At 65.9% G+C, this 16,023-nt stretch carries 11 protein-coding genes and 1 pseudogene; 7 read left to right on the top strand and 5 right to left on the bottom strand.

Annotated elements, in window-relative coordinates:
- Positions 1–322, top strand: a pseudogene (locus VEI45_RS11030) (adenylate/guanylate cyclase domain-containing protein); the annotation flags it as partial.
- 45 nt (positions 323–367) lie between these two features.
- Here VEI45_RS11030 and VEI45_RS11025 read toward each other — a convergent pair.
- From VEI45_RS11025 to VEI45_RS11015, 3 genes are all read right to left on the bottom strand, one after another.
- Positions 368–2,197, bottom strand: coding sequence for a phosphoenolpyruvate carboxykinase (GTP) (locus VEI45_RS11025; protein ID WP_324853024.1), 1,830 nt, complete (start codon positions 2,195–2,197; stop codon positions 368–370).
- Between the two features lie 155 nt (positions 2,198–2,352).
- Positions 2,353–4,011 (bottom strand): hypothetical protein, encoded by a 1,659-nt coding sequence (locus tag VEI45_RS11020; RefSeq protein WP_414687454.1) that lies wholly within the window; start codon positions 4,009–4,011, stop codon positions 2,353–2,355.
- Complete coding sequence (locus VEI45_RS11015) at positions 4,008–4,820, bottom strand: hypothetical protein (RefSeq protein WP_414687453.1); 813 nt, start codon at positions 4,818–4,820, stop codon at positions 4,008–4,010. Before VEI45_RS11015 ends, VEI45_RS11020 begins: the two co-directional genes overlap by 4 nt.
- A gap of 39 nt (positions 4,821–4,859) precedes the next feature.
- Between VEI45_RS11015 and VEI45_RS26450 the strand changes: the two genes are divergently transcribed.
- The 4 genes from VEI45_RS26450 (at position 4,860) to VEI45_RS11000 (ending at position 9,764) form a co-directional block, all read left to right on the top strand.
- Positions 4,860–5,129 carry a hypothetical protein gene (locus tag VEI45_RS26450; RefSeq protein ID WP_414687452.1) on the top strand — a complete coding sequence of 90 codons (270 nt, stop codon included), beginning with the start codon at positions 4,860–4,862 and terminating at the stop codon, positions 5,127–5,129.
- Positions 5,130–5,221: 92 nt separating this feature from the next.
- A complete protein-coding gene (gene trmB, locus VEI45_RS11010; RefSeq protein WP_414687451.1) occupies positions 5,222–6,028 on the top strand; it encodes a tRNA (guanosine(46)-N7)-methyltransferase TrmB in 807 nt (268 codons plus the stop codon).
- Positions 6,025–6,741 (top strand): NYN domain-containing protein, encoded by a 717-nt coding sequence (locus VEI45_RS11005; protein WP_324853020.1) that lies wholly within the window; start codon positions 6,025–6,027, stop codon positions 6,739–6,741. The genes trmB and VEI45_RS11005 overlap by 4 nt, the downstream gene beginning before the upstream one ends.
- 59 nt (positions 6,742–6,800) lie before the next feature.
- Positions 6,801–9,764: an MMPL family transporter gene (locus VEI45_RS11000; RefSeq protein ID WP_324853018.1), complete on the top strand. Its 2,964-nt coding sequence runs from the start codon at positions 6,801–6,803 to the stop codon at positions 9,762–9,764.
- Here the strand turns inward: VEI45_RS11000 and VEI45_RS10995 are convergent.
- Positions 9,761–10,906, bottom strand: a complete 1,146-nt coding sequence (locus VEI45_RS10995) for an AI-2E family transporter (protein ID WP_324853016.1) — start codon at positions 10,904–10,906, stop codon at positions 9,761–9,763. The two genes, VEI45_RS11000 and VEI45_RS10995, sit on opposite strands and share 4 nt — an antisense overlap.
- A gap of 106 nt (positions 10,907–11,012) precedes the next feature.
- Between VEI45_RS10995 and VEI45_RS10990 the strand changes: the two genes are divergently transcribed.
- A complete protein-coding gene (locus VEI45_RS10990; RefSeq protein ID WP_414687450.1) occupies positions 11,013–12,215 on the top strand; it encodes a lysylphosphatidylglycerol synthase transmembrane domain-containing protein in 1,203 nt (400 codons plus the stop codon).
- An 8-nt stretch (positions 12,216–12,223) separates the two neighbouring features.
- Here VEI45_RS10990 and VEI45_RS10985 read toward each other — a convergent pair whose 3' ends face one another.
- Positions 12,224–12,775 carry a hemophore gene (locus VEI45_RS10985; protein ID WP_324853014.1) on the bottom strand — a complete coding sequence of 184 codons (552 nt, stop codon included), beginning with the start codon at positions 12,773–12,775 and terminating at the stop codon, positions 12,224–12,226.
- Positions 12,776–13,053: 278 nt separating this feature from the next.
- Here VEI45_RS10985 and VEI45_RS10980 point away from each other — a divergent pair, with 278 nt between their 5' ends.
- Entirely contained in the window at positions 13,054–16,020 is a 2,967-nt protein-coding gene (locus VEI45_RS10980) for an MMPL family transporter (RefSeq protein WP_324853012.1), read from the top strand.
- The last annotated feature ends 3 nt before the right edge of the window (positions 16,021–16,023 follow it).

Raw genomic sequence — 16,023 nt, 5'->3', positions numbered from 1 at the left:
TGCGATCAACAACTTCTACGACACCGGCAGCTACGCCCACATGGTCAGCCCGCTAGGAGTCCTCGCCGCACACTTCGACCGGATCGGACAGTACGAGGCCGCCGCAACGATCGTCGGATTCGCCGCCACCGCCTTTGCACTGGCGACCTTTCCGGAGATCACCGCCACGATCGCGCACCTTCGAGAAGTGCTCGGCGACAACATCTATGAGTCATTGGCCCACAACGGCGAAAAGATGACGAACGCGAGTGTCGCGCAGTATGCACTTGAGCAGATCGACCGAGCACGGGCGAGACTTCTGCCCGACCGAAAAGACGCGTAAGCCCCCGACACGCCGCGCGTGCGGGGGCTTATGCGTCTTTTCGCGCTAGTCGGCTTCGGCCAGTCGCTGCTTGAGCGCCTCAAACTCGTCCTTGACGCCGGTCGGCAGTTTCTCGCCGACGAATTCGAACCACTCCTCGATCAGCGGCAGTTCCTTGCGCCATTCGCTCGCGTCGACCACGAGTGCTTTCTCCACATCAGCGACGTCGACGTCTAGCCCGTCCAGGTCGAGATCGTTAGCGGAAGGCACGATGCCGATCGGGGTTTCCTGGCCGCTGCCCTTGTGCTCGATGCGGTCCACGATCCACTTCAGCACCCGGCTGTTCTCGCCGAAGCCCGGCCACAGGAACTTGCCACCGTCGCCGCGGCGGAACCAGTTGACGAAGAACACCTTCGGCAGCTTGGACTCGTCGGAGTTCTTGCCCAGGTCGATCCAGTGCTGGAAGTAGTCGCCGACGTGGTAGCCCAGGAACGGCAGCATGGCCATCGGGTCGCGGCGGACGGTGCCGACCTTGCCCTCGGCGGCGGCGGTCTGCTCGCTGGCCATGGTGGCGCCCATGAAGACGCCATGCTGCCAGCCCCGCGCCTGCGTCACCAGCGGCACGGTGGTCTTGCGGCGGGCGCCGAACAGGATGCCGGAGATCGGCACGCCCTGCGGGTCGTCCCACTCGGGAGCCAGCGTGGGGCACTGCGACATCGGAGTGCAGTACCGCGAATTCGGATGTGCAGCTTTGGTTTCCGTTTCGCGAAGGATCCAGTCGTTGCCCTTCCAGTCGATCAGGTGATCCGGCTCGCCTTCCAGACCCTCCCACCACACGTCGTTGTCGTCGGTCAGCGCGACGTTGGTGAAGACGGTGTTGCCCTGCGCGATGGTACGCATCGCGTTCGGGTTGGACTTCCAGTTGGTCCCCGGCGCAACCCCGAAGAAACCGAACTCCGGATTGACCGCGTAGAGCCGGCCGTCCTTTCCGAACCGCATCCAGGCGATGTCGTCGCCGAGCGTTTCGGCCCGCCAGCCGGGAATCGTCGGCTGCAGCATCGCCAGGTTCGTTTTGCCACACGCCGACGGGAATGCCGCCGCGAAGTAGTACGCCTTGTTCTCCGGGGAAATCAGCTTGAGGATCAGCATGTGCTCGGCCAGCCAGCCCTCGTCGCGTGCCATGGCCGAAGCGATTCGCAGCGAATAGCACTTCTTGCCCAGTAGCGCATTGCCGCCGTAACCCGAACCGTAACTCCAGATCTCGCGGGTCTCAGGGAAGTGGGTGATGTATTTGGTGTCGTTGCACGGCCACGGGACGTCTTTTTGCCCGTCCTCCAACGGAGCGCCGACGGAATGCAATGCCTTGACGAAGAACCCGTCATCGCCGATCTTCTCCAATGCGGCCTTGCCCATGCGGGTCATGGTGCGCATCGAAACGACGACGTATTCCGAATCGGTGATCTCCACGCCCAGCTTGGGGTCGTCGGCACCGAGCGGGCCCATGCAGAACGGCACCACCCACATGGTCCGGCCCCGCATGCAACCGCGGTACAGCTCGGTCATGGTCGAGCGCATCTCGCTCGGTTCCATCCAGTTGTTGGTCGGACCGGCGTCTATCTCGCGCTCGGAACAGATGAAGGTCCGCGATTCGACGCGCGCCACGTCAGAGGGGTCCGACAACGCCAGGTAGGAGTTGGGCTCCTTGTCCGGGTTCAGCGGCTTGAAGGTGCCCGCTTCCACCAGCTGCTCGCAGACCCGCCGCCACTCCTCCTCGGAACCGTCAGCGAACACCACCCGATCCGGCTGGGTGAGCTCGGCGACCTCCTCCACCCAGGACAGCAGGCCCTGGTGATTAGTCGGCGCGGTATCCAGACCGGGAACGGTCGCTGAAGTCATCGAAATCTCCTGCACTCTCCTGCGTAGGCGGCTGCTCTAAGGCTCAGAGCGGACCATTTCGCCCGTGCGACTTTGCGGTGGCCCTTTACACAGGTTATCGCGGGGAATATCGGAAGGGCAGGTCGGGCGGGTATTGGATCACTCACAAGAACGATTCAGAACACGTTATCCGCGGTATTCGGCGACTGGGTTTCGTCAATTTCGTCGCTGCCGGCATCGGCCGAGGTGCCGCCGTCCTCGCTCGGGGCTTCTGGGCCCTCGGTCCGGCTCCCGGTTTCCTCGGTCTGCACATCTGCCGATTGCCCGGTTCTCCCCCGCAAGCTGGAGGTGCCCCCACCGCGGGTCGCATCGTCGCCGGGCGTCGCAGGCTCGCCGAGCTCGGCCCGCACCGCTTCGAGCGCGGCCTGCAGCGTCGGCATCTCCCGGCCTCGCAGTGCGGCGGCCCGCGCCCCGACGACGGCGTGCTCGCGCAGCTCGGTGTCAATGACACCGACCTGCTCGGTGACCCGCGCGCTCTCGACCTCGTCCTGCTCGCTCAGGGCAGTGGTCAACGACGACTCGGCACCAAGCACCCGAGTCGCGACCAGCTGCTCGAGTGCGGACCGCAGTGATGACGTCGCATCACCGGCCCAACGGTCGAGCAACGCGCGATCGCGCAGCAGGCCCCTGGTTCCGACCACCCAGACGGTCAGCCCAAGCCCGATCGCCGCGCATGCGACGGCTCCGGCCACGGTGAGCCCCGGAGCCAGGTCGGCCAGCAACCGGCTCAGCGTCAACGCCACACCTAGCCCGAAACCGGCGCCCACCAGCATCATCAGCCGGGTCTCCAGTCGCCGCGACTTCAGCTGCAGAGCCGGAATTTCGATCTCCGACAGTGCGGCGGGTGCCAGCGGGTCAATCGCCAAGCCCAGGCTTTTCCCGACGTCCGCGAGATGTGTCGCGGTGCCCTCGTCCACCTCGGCGACCACCTCTTGGATGCGGCCGCGGGCGTAGGCCTCGAAGGCCGGCAGTTGGCGCCGGGTCAGACTCCCCGCGTCCTCTTGCAGCTCGGAGCGCACCGACGCACAACGGTTGCGGGCGAAGTACGACAACTGAACGCGAGCCTGCTGGGTCTGGCTGCGCAACGCGATCGTGCGCTCGGACTTCGACAGCCGTCGCTGCCGCAGGAGTCCGCTGCGCTGCTTGCGTAAAGCCTCGACCCGCGCTCGCCGTCCCGCGCCGTCGGCGTCCCGATTGTACCGGTCGGCGACGGTCTGCAATCGGGATTCCCAGGCCCGCAACCTGTTTCGTCGCGCAAGATCGGTGTCGGCGAGCTGTTGACGTACCGCGGCGATGAGATCGTCGACGCGTGGTTCACCGCCTTCGGGCAGGGCAGCCGCGCCTGCCCAGGGCACGTGACGGTAGCGCGGCGCGTGCGCCGCCAGCACCTCGCGGTCGGCGGCCAGGACATCACGCCAGGTGCGATGCACGTCGATCTTCGACACCACACCGATCACCGCGTCGGTATCGGCGGTCGCGGCATCAAGCAGCGCGCAGTCGGACTCGGTCAATGCGGCCGCCGCCGACACGACGAACACCACCGCCGTCGGCGCCTCGCCGGCCGCCAGATCGGTCGACTCGATGAAGGTGTGCTCGGGCAGTCGTTCGCTCAGCGCGGCGACCACGCCGCTGACCCCGGCCAGCCACGGCCCGGTCACCAGGACCACGTCGCGGCGCTGCGTGATCGGCGCACCTAGCCGCGGCCCGATCGCCGCCACCATTGCGTCTACTGCGTCTTCTGTGGCGACTGGATCGTCGCTCGCCTGGTCGGTCACGTTGAACTCCCGACCTTCGACCATAGCCGGAGCGAACCCCTGACGATGTCGGCGCTACAGGCGCGGTGCAAGCCTGCGACGGGTCCACGGCGGTAGCGTTGCCAGCCTCGAGCGCGGCGCAGATACGCCGCGGCGCTGTCGCACCGATCGACGTTCAGGCCGGCTGCCTCGACGACGTCAACGGCGACGGCCATCCGAGCGACTACCGTGTCGTCGCGAGCCAGGAACTTGCCGACTCGCGCGTCGGTGACGGCCAACGTCTCCAATTCGGCGACGGCGTCCAGCACGCGTCGGTAGTGCACCTGCGCGCCGAGCGATTCGATCTGGTCGACGACCTCGTCAATGCAGCTCAGCTGGCGCAACACGGTGCGAGTCCGGTCCCGGGTCGCGCCACGCCGGATCGCGGCCACGGCCTGCTCGACGCCGAAAGTGTCGAGGGTGTCGAGCAGCCGCTGCCGCAGCTCTGCCGCCAAGTGCCCGACGGATCGGGTGGCCAGCAGCTGCAGCGCAGCCCACAGCGTGTCGTCCATTACATCGTCGAGGGCCGCGACCGCGAGCAGTCCCACCATCGGCTGGATCGGCAGACCGGTGTGCGCGGAAAGTCGCGCGCAGCGGGTTCTCGCCGCGATGGTAGGCCCGTAGGGGTGCACGCCCGGTTGGGTGGTGGCGATAAGATCCGCCTTGTTCAGCACCGCCAAGACCGGCCGACCAGCCGCGGTGATCGCGTCGTGATCCTCGGGTTTGACCACTTCGGCGACGACGTAGACGTCGACGTCGGCTTCCGCTGACCCGGCCGGGGTTCGAGTCACCGTGATTGTCCCCCGCAAGTCCGCTGCGCGCGCAAGCGCGTGCGCGACAATGTTGCGGCCGACGCCGCGACGTCCGGATACAGCTACCCGCAGCGGCGCGTCGAGCCGATTGGCGATCGCGGCACAGCGCGAGTCAGCGACCTCGGTGGCAAACCGCTTGAGCTCATCGACGAAAATCTGGTGCCCCTATCCGATCATGTGTTTCGCCTGCTAGACCCGTACCCGCCGAATCCCGATGTTCCTCCGGCACCGCCCCATTGTCGCCGAGCGGTGCTTGGCGGCGCGCCGGGTCTGCCGCTGGAATGGTGACATCTGTGGCGCCCGGATGCGAGCCACTCGCTACCAGTCGAAGGCAACTGTTGGGTATCAATCTGGGCCGCGGGAGGCAACATCGTCGATTGATGGGTAACGATGAACGGATGCGTGCGCAGCCCCCGGTGGAAGCGGCCACACCGCCGACACCGCAAGACACCCTGCCTGCGCGCTCTGCTGGTGGGTATCGCCGGACCACCAGCTTCCGGTCGCGCCGGTCGGCGTTGTCGGCCGCTCAGCAGCGGACCTGGGAGCGGTTGTGGCCCGAACTCGGGATGATGGCGGCGCCGCAGCACAGCCCCGATACGCCGGACCAGCCGCTGGATACCCGCGCCTGGTTCGGCCGCGATGCTCCGCTCGTACTCGAAATCGGCTGCGGCACAGGAACTTCGACGCTGGCGATGGCGCAATTGGAGCCAGACGTCGATGTCATCGCCGTCGAGGTTTACCGCCGCGGGCTGGCGCAGCTACTCTCCGCCATCGACCGGGAAGGCGTCACCAATATCCGGTTGATCCGCGGCGATGCCGTCGACGTGCTGGAAAACCTGATCCCGCCGGGCTCGCTGAGTGGCGTCCGGGTGTTCTTTCCCGATCCGTGGCCCAAGGCCCGCCACCACAAGCGCCGACTGCTCCAGCCGGCCACTGTTGCCCTGATCGCTGACCGGCTCCGTCCCGGCGGTGTGCTGCACGCGGCCACCGACCATCCCGGCTATGCCGAGCAGATCGCCGAGGTCGGCGACGCCGAACCCCGCCTGGCGCGGGTCGGAGAGGCCCGCGGGGACCTGGCGATCTCGGTCGTACGCCCGACTACCAAATACGAGGACAAGGCGCAGCACTCCGGCAGCGCCGTCTCCGAATTCCTGTGGGAGAGCCGCTCCGAAAGAAACCGACCATGAGCCTGACCGACGAAACGACCGTGGAACCGACCCCACCGGTCACCGCACCGGTGGCCCTGTCCAGTGAGTCGATGCCTGACGGCGGATCAGCCGTTCACCGCGTACTGCTGGTGTGGGACGCGCCGAACCTGGACATGGGCCTGGGATCCATCCTGGGTCGAAGGCCCACCGCCTTGGAACGCCCACGCTTCGACGCGCTTGGCCGCTGGTTGCTGGCCCGCACCGCCGAGGTCGCAGCCAATCGACAGGATGTCTCAGCCGAACCCGAGGCCACCGTGTTCACGAATATCGCGCCGGGCAGCGCCGACGTGGTCCGGCCGTGGGTGGATGCGCTGCGTAATGTGGGGTTTGCCGTCTTCGCCAAACCGAAACTCGACGAAGACAGTGATGTCGACAGCGACATGCTGGACCACATCGCGCAACGGAGCGCCGACGGCTTGGCAGCGCTGGTGGTGGCGTCCGCCGATGGCCAGGCTTTTCGCCAGCCGCTTGAGGAAATCTCCCGCGGCGGGGTACCCGTTCAGGTGCTCGGATTTCGCGAACATGCGAGTTGGGCGCTAGCGTCGGATACCTTTGAGTTCGTTGATCTGGAGGACATCGCGGGTGTTTTCCGGGAGCCGCTGCCGCGAATCGGCCTCGATTCGCTGCCTGAGAAGGGGGCGTGGCTGCAACCGTTCCGGCCGCTGTCTTCGTTGCTGACGTCCCGTGTTTGAGCGTGTCTGACAACTCAAAACCAATGCGCGGGTCGCCGCAGATCCAGTAAGGAGCTTACGTGTTCGCCTGGTGGGGTCGAATTGTGTACCGCTACCGGTTCATCGTGATCGGCGTCATGGTGGCGCTGTGCCTCGGCGCGGGCATCTTCGGGATCAGCCTCGGCAACCACGTCACGCAAAGTGGTTTCTTTGACGACAGCAGTCAGTCGGTCAAGGCGTCGATACTGGGCGACGACACCTACGGCCGTGACCGGACCAGCCACATCGTGGCTACCTTCACGGCTCCGCAGGGCAAGACGGTCGACGACCCGGCCTGGTCCAAGCAGATCACGGACCAACTCGACAAATTCAAAGCCGATCACCCCGACCAGGTACTGGGCTGGGTCGGCTACCTGGCGGCACCGAATTCCACCGACCCCGTTGTCAAGGGCATGGCGACCGACGACAAGAAACACACCTTTGTGTCCATCCCACTCAAGGGCGACAGCGACGACTCCATCCTGAATAACTACAAGGAGATCGCACCCGACCTGCAGAAACTCGACGGCGGAAAGGTCGAAGTCGCCGGCCTCGAACCGGTAGCCAACGGCTTGACCGGCACCATCGAAACCGACCAACGACGAATGGAAGTTCTCGCGCTGCCGCTGGTGGCGGTGGTGCTGTTCCTGGTTTTCGGCGGAGTGGTCGCCGCCTGCCTGCCGGTGATGGTCGGCGGCCTGGCAATCGCCGGCGCGCTGGGCATCATGCGATTCATCGCGATGTTCAGTCCGGTGAACTTCTTCGCCCAACCCGTGGTGACGATGATCGGCCTTGGTATCGCCGTCGACTATGGGCTGTTCGTAGTGAGCCGGTTCCGGGAGGAGATCGCCGAGGGCTACGACAGCGAGGTCGCCGTTCGCCGCACGATGATGACAGCTGGGCGCACCGTCACGTTCTCAGCGGTGCTGATCGCCGTGTCCGGGGCCAGCATGCTGGTGTTCCCGCAAGGCTTCCTGAAGTCGCTGACCTACGCCGTCATCGCAGCGGTCATGCTGTCGGCGATCTTGTCGATCACCATCCTGCCGGCCGTGCTGGGTATCCTCGGTCACCACGTCGACGCGCTGGGCGTGCGGACCCTGCTGCGAGTGCCGTTCTTGGCGAACTGGAAGCCGTCGCGGGCCTACCTGAACTGGCTTGCCGGCCTGCTACAAAAGACCAAGACTCGGGAAGAGGTCGAGCAGGAGTTCTGGGGCAAGCTGGTCAACCGGGTGATGAAACGCCCGCTGGTCTTCGCCATTCCGATCGTGGTGGCGATGATCCTGCTGATCATCCCGCTGGGCAACCTGAAACTCGGCGGCTTCAGCGAGAAGTACCTGCCACCGAGCAACCCGGTCCGAGTGGCACAGGAGAAATTTGACAAGCTGTTCCCCAGTTACCGCACCCAGCAGATCACCGTGGTGATCCAAAGCGACAACGGCAGCAAGGTCACCGACCAGCAGGTCGCCGAAATACGCAACGGCGTCGGCTCAATCAGCGGGTTCACCGACAAGGACTGGCAGGAACGACCCTGCCCGACGATCGCCGATAATCCCTGCTTAGCAGGCCCCAATGGGACCAGCCACCCCAAGGACGCGTCGGTCCGGGTGATCCAGAACGGGCTGGTGAATGGGAACGACTCGGCCAAGAAGATCAACGAATTGCGGGCCATCACCGCACCCAAAGGTCTGACCGTTCTGGTCGGCGGCACCCCGGCGCTCGAGCAGGACGCCATCCACGGGATTTTCAGCAAGCTGCCGCTGATGTTGGTCATCCTGTTGACCACCACCACGCTGTTGATGTTCCTGGCGTTCGGATCACTGGTGCTCCCGTTCAAGGCCACCGTGATGAGCGCACTGACGCTGGGATCGACGATGGGCATCCTGACGTGGATCTTCGTCGACGGCCACTTCGCCAAATTGCTGAATTTCACACCAACGCCGTTGACCGCGCCGGTGATCGGTCTGATCATCGCGGTCATCTTCGGGTTGTCGACCGACTACGAGGTCTTCCTGGTCTCCCGGATGGTCGAAGCGCGAGCACGCGGCATGTCCACCGCGGAGGCCATCCGGATCGGCACCGCGGCCACCGGTCGCATCATCACCGCGGCGGCAACCGTCCTTGCCGTGGTCGCCGGCTCGTTCATCTTCTCCGACCTGGTGATGATGAAGTACCTGGCGTTCGGGCTGATGGCAGCACTTCTGTTGGACGCCACCGTCATCCGGATGTTCTTGGTGCCGTCCGTGATGAAGCTGCTCGGCGATGACTGCTGGTGGGCCCCGATGTGGATGAAGCGCCTGCAAAACCGCATCGGGCTTGGCGAGATCCACCTGCCCGATGAGCGCAAGAAGCCTGTCCCACGTGCCCGGGCCGAGCGGCCTGCGGTCGCGGCACCTACCCTCGTCGCCGCGACACCGCGTCCACCGCACGACCCCACCCACCCCGGCGCGGAGGCTCCACCGCGGCCAACCAGACGGGCTGGGCCGGCCCCTCGACCGGAATACCGACCGCCGGCTCAGGACACGCCCTCGGCCGCAGGCACCACGAAGATGCGCGCGCAAAGGCGCCCGGAGCCCAAAGAGCCGCCGACGACGCGCTTCTCGGCCCAGCAGAACGCTGCGCCGGCTCCCGCCCCCGGGCGCGAACGCCCACCCACACCCGCCGCCCCACCGCCGGGGGCCCAACCGCCCCGCGGTGAAGACCGCGAAATAGAGTCCTGGCTCAGCGAATTGCGGGGACCGCAGCCGACTCCCCCGCCGCCGTCGGAACCGTCCGCCGATCAGACCCGGGCGATGCCGGTTCCGGGCCAGCGCTCTCCGGGTCAGCGGCCCGACGACGAGGGCGATGCCACCACCGACATCCCGACCGGCCCGCGGGACGAGAAGAACCCCGACGTCGCCACCCAGAAACTGAACGCCCGCGGAAACGATGCCGGCGATCGGCCGCATCAGCGCCGAGGCGGCGGGCTCAGCGCTCAGGATCTGCTGCGCCGGGAAGGCCGGATCTAGCCCTCGGCCTCGCTTTCCGGCTCCGGCACATCCGGTACAGCTTGGATGATGGAAGTATCGTCGCCGGTCTCCTTGGTCGCGGCGGACGGATCCTTTGCCAGCAGCACCTGGAACGCGTTGTTGAAGAAAGCCACCGTCGGGACCGCCAACAGTGCGCCGACGACCCCGGCGAGCACACCGCCCGTCGAGATCGCTAGCACCACTGCCAATGGATGTATCGACACTGCCCGGCCCATCACCAATGGCTGCAGGATGTGCGCCTCGAGCTGGTTTACGCCGATCAGCACGCCCAGCGTGATGAGTGCATAGACCCAACCCTTCGCGAGCAGCGCGACCACCACCGCGAGAAAACCGCTGATTACGGCACCGACCAGCGGGATGAACGCACCGAGGAACACCAACGAGGCCAGCGGCAGAGCCAGCGGCACGCTCATGATCGCCAAACCGGTGCCGACTCCCGCCGCGTCGACCAACGCCACCAGAAAGGTGGCCCGCACGTAGCCCACCAGCGACCCGTAACCTGCGCTGCCCGCAGCACGCACCCGGTCCCGGACGTGGGAAGGGAAGATCTTGGTGACATAGGCCCAGATATTGCGCCCGCCGTAGAGGAAGAAAATCAGCGTGAACAGCATCAGCAGTGCCGCGGTGAGGATTTCGGTGACGGTGGCCGCGGTGGACAGCGCGCCACTGGTCAACTTCGCCTGATTGTTCTGCAGCGCCTGGATCGCCGCGTTGCCGGCGTTCTCAATCTGTTGGCGGCTCAGATGCAGCGGGCCCTCGATCAGCCAATTACGGGTTTTATCGATGCTGCGGGTGACCTGGTTGACCAAGTCCGGCAAACCGATGACGAACTGGCTGATGACGAATGTCAAAATGCCGCCCAGAATCGCGAAGGCGATCAGTAACACCAGGGCGACCGCGCCACCGCGGGGAGCCCCCCGCTGGTCCAGCCAATCGACGGCCTGGACCAACAATGCGCTCAACATCAGCGCCAGCAGCAGCGGAACGATGATGATTTCCAGCCGCTTGATAACCCATAGCAACGCGACCAGAGCCGCCAAGATGGCCAACAATCGCCAGGACCAGGCAGCCGCCTTCCGAACGATGGGTTCTACCGAATCGTCGTCGGCCCTCGACGGCATATGCTCAAGCCTAATCGCCAGCCCGCAGGTCACCGTCGGCAAATCCATCCGGACACCTGCGCCGCGCACCGATCCCGGCGCGACCTGCGCGGCTACGCTGAAGGACGTGCCTCGCGACGCACCGGCCACGAACGTCAACGGTCATTACGAACAACGTGCCCGCGGCAAGTACTGGTGGGTGCGCTGGGCGGTTCTGGGCGTCGTCGCGATCGTGTTGGCGGTCGAAGTGGCACTGGTGTGGGACCAGCTGGCCAAGGCCGCCAAGAGCCTGTACTCAGCTAAGTGGTACTGGCTGCTGGCCTCGGCCCTGGCCGCCGTCGTCTTGATGCACAGCTTCGCCCAGATGCAACGGACCCTGCTGGCATCGGCCGGTGTGCACGTCAAACAACTGCGGTCGGAAGCCGCCTACTACGCCGCCAACTCGCTGAGCACCACGCTGCCCGGCGGTCCGGTGCTCGCGGCGACGTTTCTGCTTCGGCAGCAACGGATTTGGGGTGCGTCGACGTTGGTGGCGTCGTGGCAGCTGGTGATGTCGGGTGTGTTGCAAGCGGTTGGGTTGGCCCTGCTTGGCCTGGGCGGGGCGTTCTTCCTGGGCGCGAAGAACAACCCGTTCTCGTTGCTGTTTACCCTCGGCGGCTTCGTCGCGTTGTTGCTGCTGGCCCAGGCGGTGGCGTCAAGGCCGGAACTGATCGACGGGATCGGGTGCCGGGTGTTGTCGTGGCTCAACTCGGTTCGCGGTAGACCGGCCGACACCGGCCTGGCGAAGTGGCGCGAGATGCTCTCCCAGCTGGAATCGGTCAGCCTGAGCCGCCGGGACTTGACGCTGGCGTTCAGCTGGTCACTTGTCAACCGGTTCGCCGACGTCGCCTGTCTCGGCTTCGCTGCTTACGCGGCCGGTTATCACGCATCGGTCGGCGGCTTGACGGTTGCCTGTGCGGCTGCCCGCGCGGTCGGCACGATACCGTTGATGCCTGGCGGTCTGCTGGTCGTGGAGGCGGTGCTGGTGCCTGGTCTGGCGTCCAGTGGGATGCCATTGCCCGGCGCCATTTCCACGATGTTGATCTACCGGTTGATCAGCTGGTTGTTGCTCGGTGCCGTCGGCTGGGTGGTGTTCTTCTTCATGTTCCGCACCGAGAACGATATCGATATCGACAGCGACGCACAGACCGACGACGCGTCGGCGGCCGAACCCGCCGCGGCGGAGCTGCCCGGCGACGCGCGACCAGGCCCGGTTTCGCCGCCGGATCCGGCCGTCAAGCCCGGTGAGACGGCAGCGACCCGCGAGCGTCGGGGCGCCGCCCAGGACTAGCCGGGCGATTACTTGACGGCGCTGAGCCCCGGCATCATCGCCGGGCCGGGTGCAGCCGGGGCAGCCGCCGGAACGCCACCCGGAGGCACCGCAGCCTGAGCGCCGGAGATTGCCTGCGCCGCGGCACTCGGCAGGCCGCCGGGGAGGCCGCCCTGCGCGCTCTGCATGAAGCCGAGCACCTGGGGAAGACTGATCGGCAGCTTGCACCTGCTCGACAGCCCCGCGAGCGGCAGCGCGATCGTCTGCATATCGCTGGCCGCCTTGGGGTTGGCGTCGAAATACGTCTCCAGCGAGTTGACCGACTGCGGTCCGGCCGGCTCTTGCAACACGGTGGTCATTGCCTGGTTGGTCTCCGGGTGCCCGTCCAGGTAGTCGCCGGCCGATCTGGCGACGTTGCCGATCGTTCTGGCCATCTCACTGGCAGCACAGGGGTCAGACGCGCCGACCGCCGACGGCGCAGACAGCAGCACCACCGCGGTGGCACCACCCAACGCGGTGGCGGTCAGAACGCCGAGCAGCCGTCGGCGCAACGCCGCAGTACTCCCAGTCCGGGAAGTCATAGGTAACTCCTTATGGCTTGCGATAGGGGCTCGCGAATCTGGTCGGCCTCGCAAACGATTGCGATCAGCGGCGGATATAACAAACCGCTAACGCCCCCGCCCATCCTGCCATCCGTTCCGGCGGGTCCGCCAATTCACCACACAAGAAACTCGTCACACCGAGATCGTTGCCGAGTTGTTGCAGCTCAGCGTGCCGTAAGCGGCATGGCCACATAGCTTGCTGAGGTAGGCTCACCTGCACGCAACGCTAATGCGGGGAGACCAAAATCCAGCACTTCATGATGCGCCTAAGCAGCAACCTGCGCAGATTCCGCTGGCTGGTCTTCACAGGTTGGTTGCTCGCGCTGATACCGGCGATCTACCTGACGCTGACCCAATCAGGTCACCTTACCGGCGGCGGTTTCGAGGTGACCGGATCCCAGTCACTGCGCGTCCATGACGCACTCGAGGCGCATTACCCCGACCAGGGCACGTCGCCGTTGGCGCTGGTGGCTGCGCCGCGCGCAGATGCCAGCTACGAAGACATGAACGCCGCTGCCACGTTTCTGCAGCAAGTCGCCGGCCAGGTCTCCGACGTGGCGGTGGTGCAAAATCCGGCTCAGCCGGCGCCGCAGCCCGACCGGCCGTATGTGGTGTCGTTGCGACTGGACTCCTCCACCAACAGCAGCGCCAGTGACGCCGCCAAGAAGTTGCGGGCAAAGGTCGGCGTCCAGGGGGATCGGCCGGGACAAATGCAGAACGGCAGGGTCCGGCTGTACGTCATCGGCCAGGGCGCGCTGAGCACGGCCGCGGCGGCCAACACCAAACACGACATCGCCGCGGCGGAACGCTGGAACCTTCCGATCATCCTGATTGTGTTGCTGGCGGTGTTCGGTTCGCTTGCCGCAGCCGCGATCCCGCTGGCATTGGGCATCTGCACCGTCGCCATCACCATGGGACTGGTCTATCTGCTGTCGGCCTACACCACGATGTCGGTCTTCGTCACCTCGACGGTGTCGATGTTCGGCATCGCGCTGGCAGTTGACTATTCGCTGTTCATTTTGATGCGCTTCCGAGAGGAACTACGTGCCGGGCGTCAGCCTCAGGAGGCGGTCGACGCGGCGATGGCAACGTCCGGCCTCGCCGTGGTGCTGTCCGGGACGACCGTGGTGGCCTCGCTCACCGGTATCTACTTGATCGACACCCCTGCGCTTGCGTCCATGGCCACCGGCGCGATCCTCGCGGTCGCGGTCGCGATGCTGACCTCGACAACCATGACACCGGCGGTGCTGGCGACATTCGGCCGGGCAGCCGCCAAGAGATCCGCGGTCCTGCATTGGTCACGGCGACCCGAAACGACCCAGTCGCGGTTCTGGAGTCGCTGGATCGGCGAAGTGATGCACCGGCCGTGGCTGTCGGCGTTGGCGGCATCGGCTGTCCTCATTGCCATGGCGGTGCCGGCGCTATCGATGGTGCTGGGCAACAGCCTGCTCCGGCAATTCGACTCGTCGCATGAGATTCGCGCCGGAGTCTCGGCGGCGGCCGAGGCGCTGGGGCCCGGCGCGCTGGGCCCCGTGCAGGTGCTGGTCACCTTCCCCACCGGCGACGCGTCCTCGCCCACGCACACCCAGACACTGTCGGCGATCCGTGAGCAGATGACGCAGGCGCCCGACATCGTCTCGGTGGCATCGCCGGTGTTCGCCGCCGACAACACCAGCGCCCTGTTGTCCGGGGTGCTGTCGGTGGATCCCGAGGACCTGGGCGCGCGCAGCAGCATCGCATGGATGCGGGCCCACCTACCCGCGGCGGCGGCCGGCTCGGCGCAGGTGGACGTCGGCGGACCGACCGCACTGATCAAAGACTTCGACGACCGGGTGTCTCAGACCGAGCCGCTGGTATTGGTTTTCGTCGCTCTGATCGCCTTCGTGATGCTGCTGATCTCGATCCAGTCGGTGTTCTTGGCGTTCAAGGGCGTGCTGATGACGGTGTTGTCGGTGGCCGCCGCCTACGGCAGTTTGGTGATGGTCTTCCAGTGGGGCTGGCTGGAGAAGCTCGGATTCGCGCCGATCAGCTCGATCGATTCCACCGTTCCGCCGCTGGTGCTGGCCATGACGTTCGGCTTGTCGATGGACTACGAGATCTTCTTGCTGACCCGAATCCGGGAACGGTTCCTGCAATCCGGTCACACCCGCGACGCCGTGGCCTACGGCGTGAGCACCAGCGCGCGCACCATCACCAGCGCTGCGCTGATCATGATCGCGGTGTTCATCGGTTTCGCGTTCGCCGGTATGCCGCTGGTGGCCGAAATCGGGGTGGCCTGCGCCGTCGCGATCGCAGTCGACGCCACCGTGGTGCGGCTGGTGATGGTGCCCGCCCTGATGGCCATGTTCGCCCAGTGGAACTGGTGGCTGCCAGGTTGGCTGGAGCGCATCCTGCCATCGGTCGACTTCGAAAAGCCCTTGCCTACAGTCGATCTCGGCAATATCCTGATGATCCCCGATGACATCTCGGCGCCGGTGGTGCCCAGTGCAGACCTGCGGATCGTATTGAAGTCCGCAGCCAGGCTCAAGCACCTGGTCCCCGACGCGATTACCGTGGCCGACCCGCTGGCCTTCACCGGATGTGGGCGTATCGGCGAATTGCGGGAACACGTCAAGGGCGGAGACGATGCCACCACTGCCACCACGCACCAGTTGGCAGTGGCCGGGACCAACGGTCATTCGAAGAGCAAAAAGCTCGTCGGCGGCCAGCCGCACCGCGACGGCATCGGCCGCGCGGCACCGCGCGCGATCCGGCCCGTGCATCCGGTCACGCTCTGGCGCGGCCGACTCTCGGTTGCTCTGGACGCGCTGGAAACCCAGGCCGAAGCCGACGACCCGCAGTTCGAGCGGCGTAGCCCGGTGGAAACCACCCACGTCCAGTTGCCCACCGGCGACCGGCTGCAGATCCCGACCGGCGCGGAGACGCTGCGTCTGAAGGGCTACCTGATCATGTCCCGCAACAGCAGCCGGGACTATGCCGAATTTGCCGAGCTGGTCGACACGATGGAAGCTGAGACCGCCGCTTTGGTGCTCGCCGGGATGGATAGGTATTACTGTTGTCAATCACCCCGGCGGCAATGGATCGCTACCCAGTTGGTCCGGCGGCTCGCGGACCCACATCCGACAGATCTCGATGACGAGAGTTGGCCCGGTCCCGATACAAAGGCAGACTGGGAGGAGGTCAGGCAACGCTGCCTGTCGGTGGCAGTGGCGATGCTGGAGTAGGCG

The sequence above is a fragment of the Mycobacterium sp. genome (assembly GCF_035623875.1).
In the GTDB taxonomy this organism is placed as follows: Bacteria; Actinomycetota; Actinomycetes; order Mycobacteriales; family Mycobacteriaceae; genus Mycobacterium.
This window is presented reverse-complemented; position numbering and strand designations above follow the sequence as displayed.

Excerpts from the sequence above, each read along its gene's own strand:
- VEI45_RS11025 (WP_324853024.1), bottom strand. The coding sequence starts at position 2,197 with ATGACTTCAGCGACCGTTCCCGGTCTGGATACCGCGCCGACTAATCAC.
- VEI45_RS11005 (WP_324853020.1), top strand. The coding sequence starts at position 6,025 with ATGAGCCTGACCGACGAAACGACCGTGGAACCGACCCCACCGGTCACC.
- VEI45_RS10980 (WP_324853012.1), top strand. The coding sequence starts at position 13,054 with ATGATGCGCCTAAGCAGCAACCTGCGCAGATTCCGCTGGCTGGTCTTC.
- VEI45_RS10995 (WP_324853016.1), bottom strand. The coding sequence starts at position 10,906 with ATGCCGTCGAGGGCCGACGACGATTCGGTAGAACCCATCGTTCGGAAG.
- trmB (WP_414687451.1), top strand. The coding sequence starts at position 5,222 with ATGGGTAACGATGAACGGATGCGTGCGCAGCCCCCGGTGGAAGCGGCC.
- VEI45_RS10985 (WP_324853014.1), bottom strand. The coding sequence starts at position 12,775 with ATGACTTCCCGGACTGGGAGTACTGCGGCGTTGCGCCGACGGCTGCTC.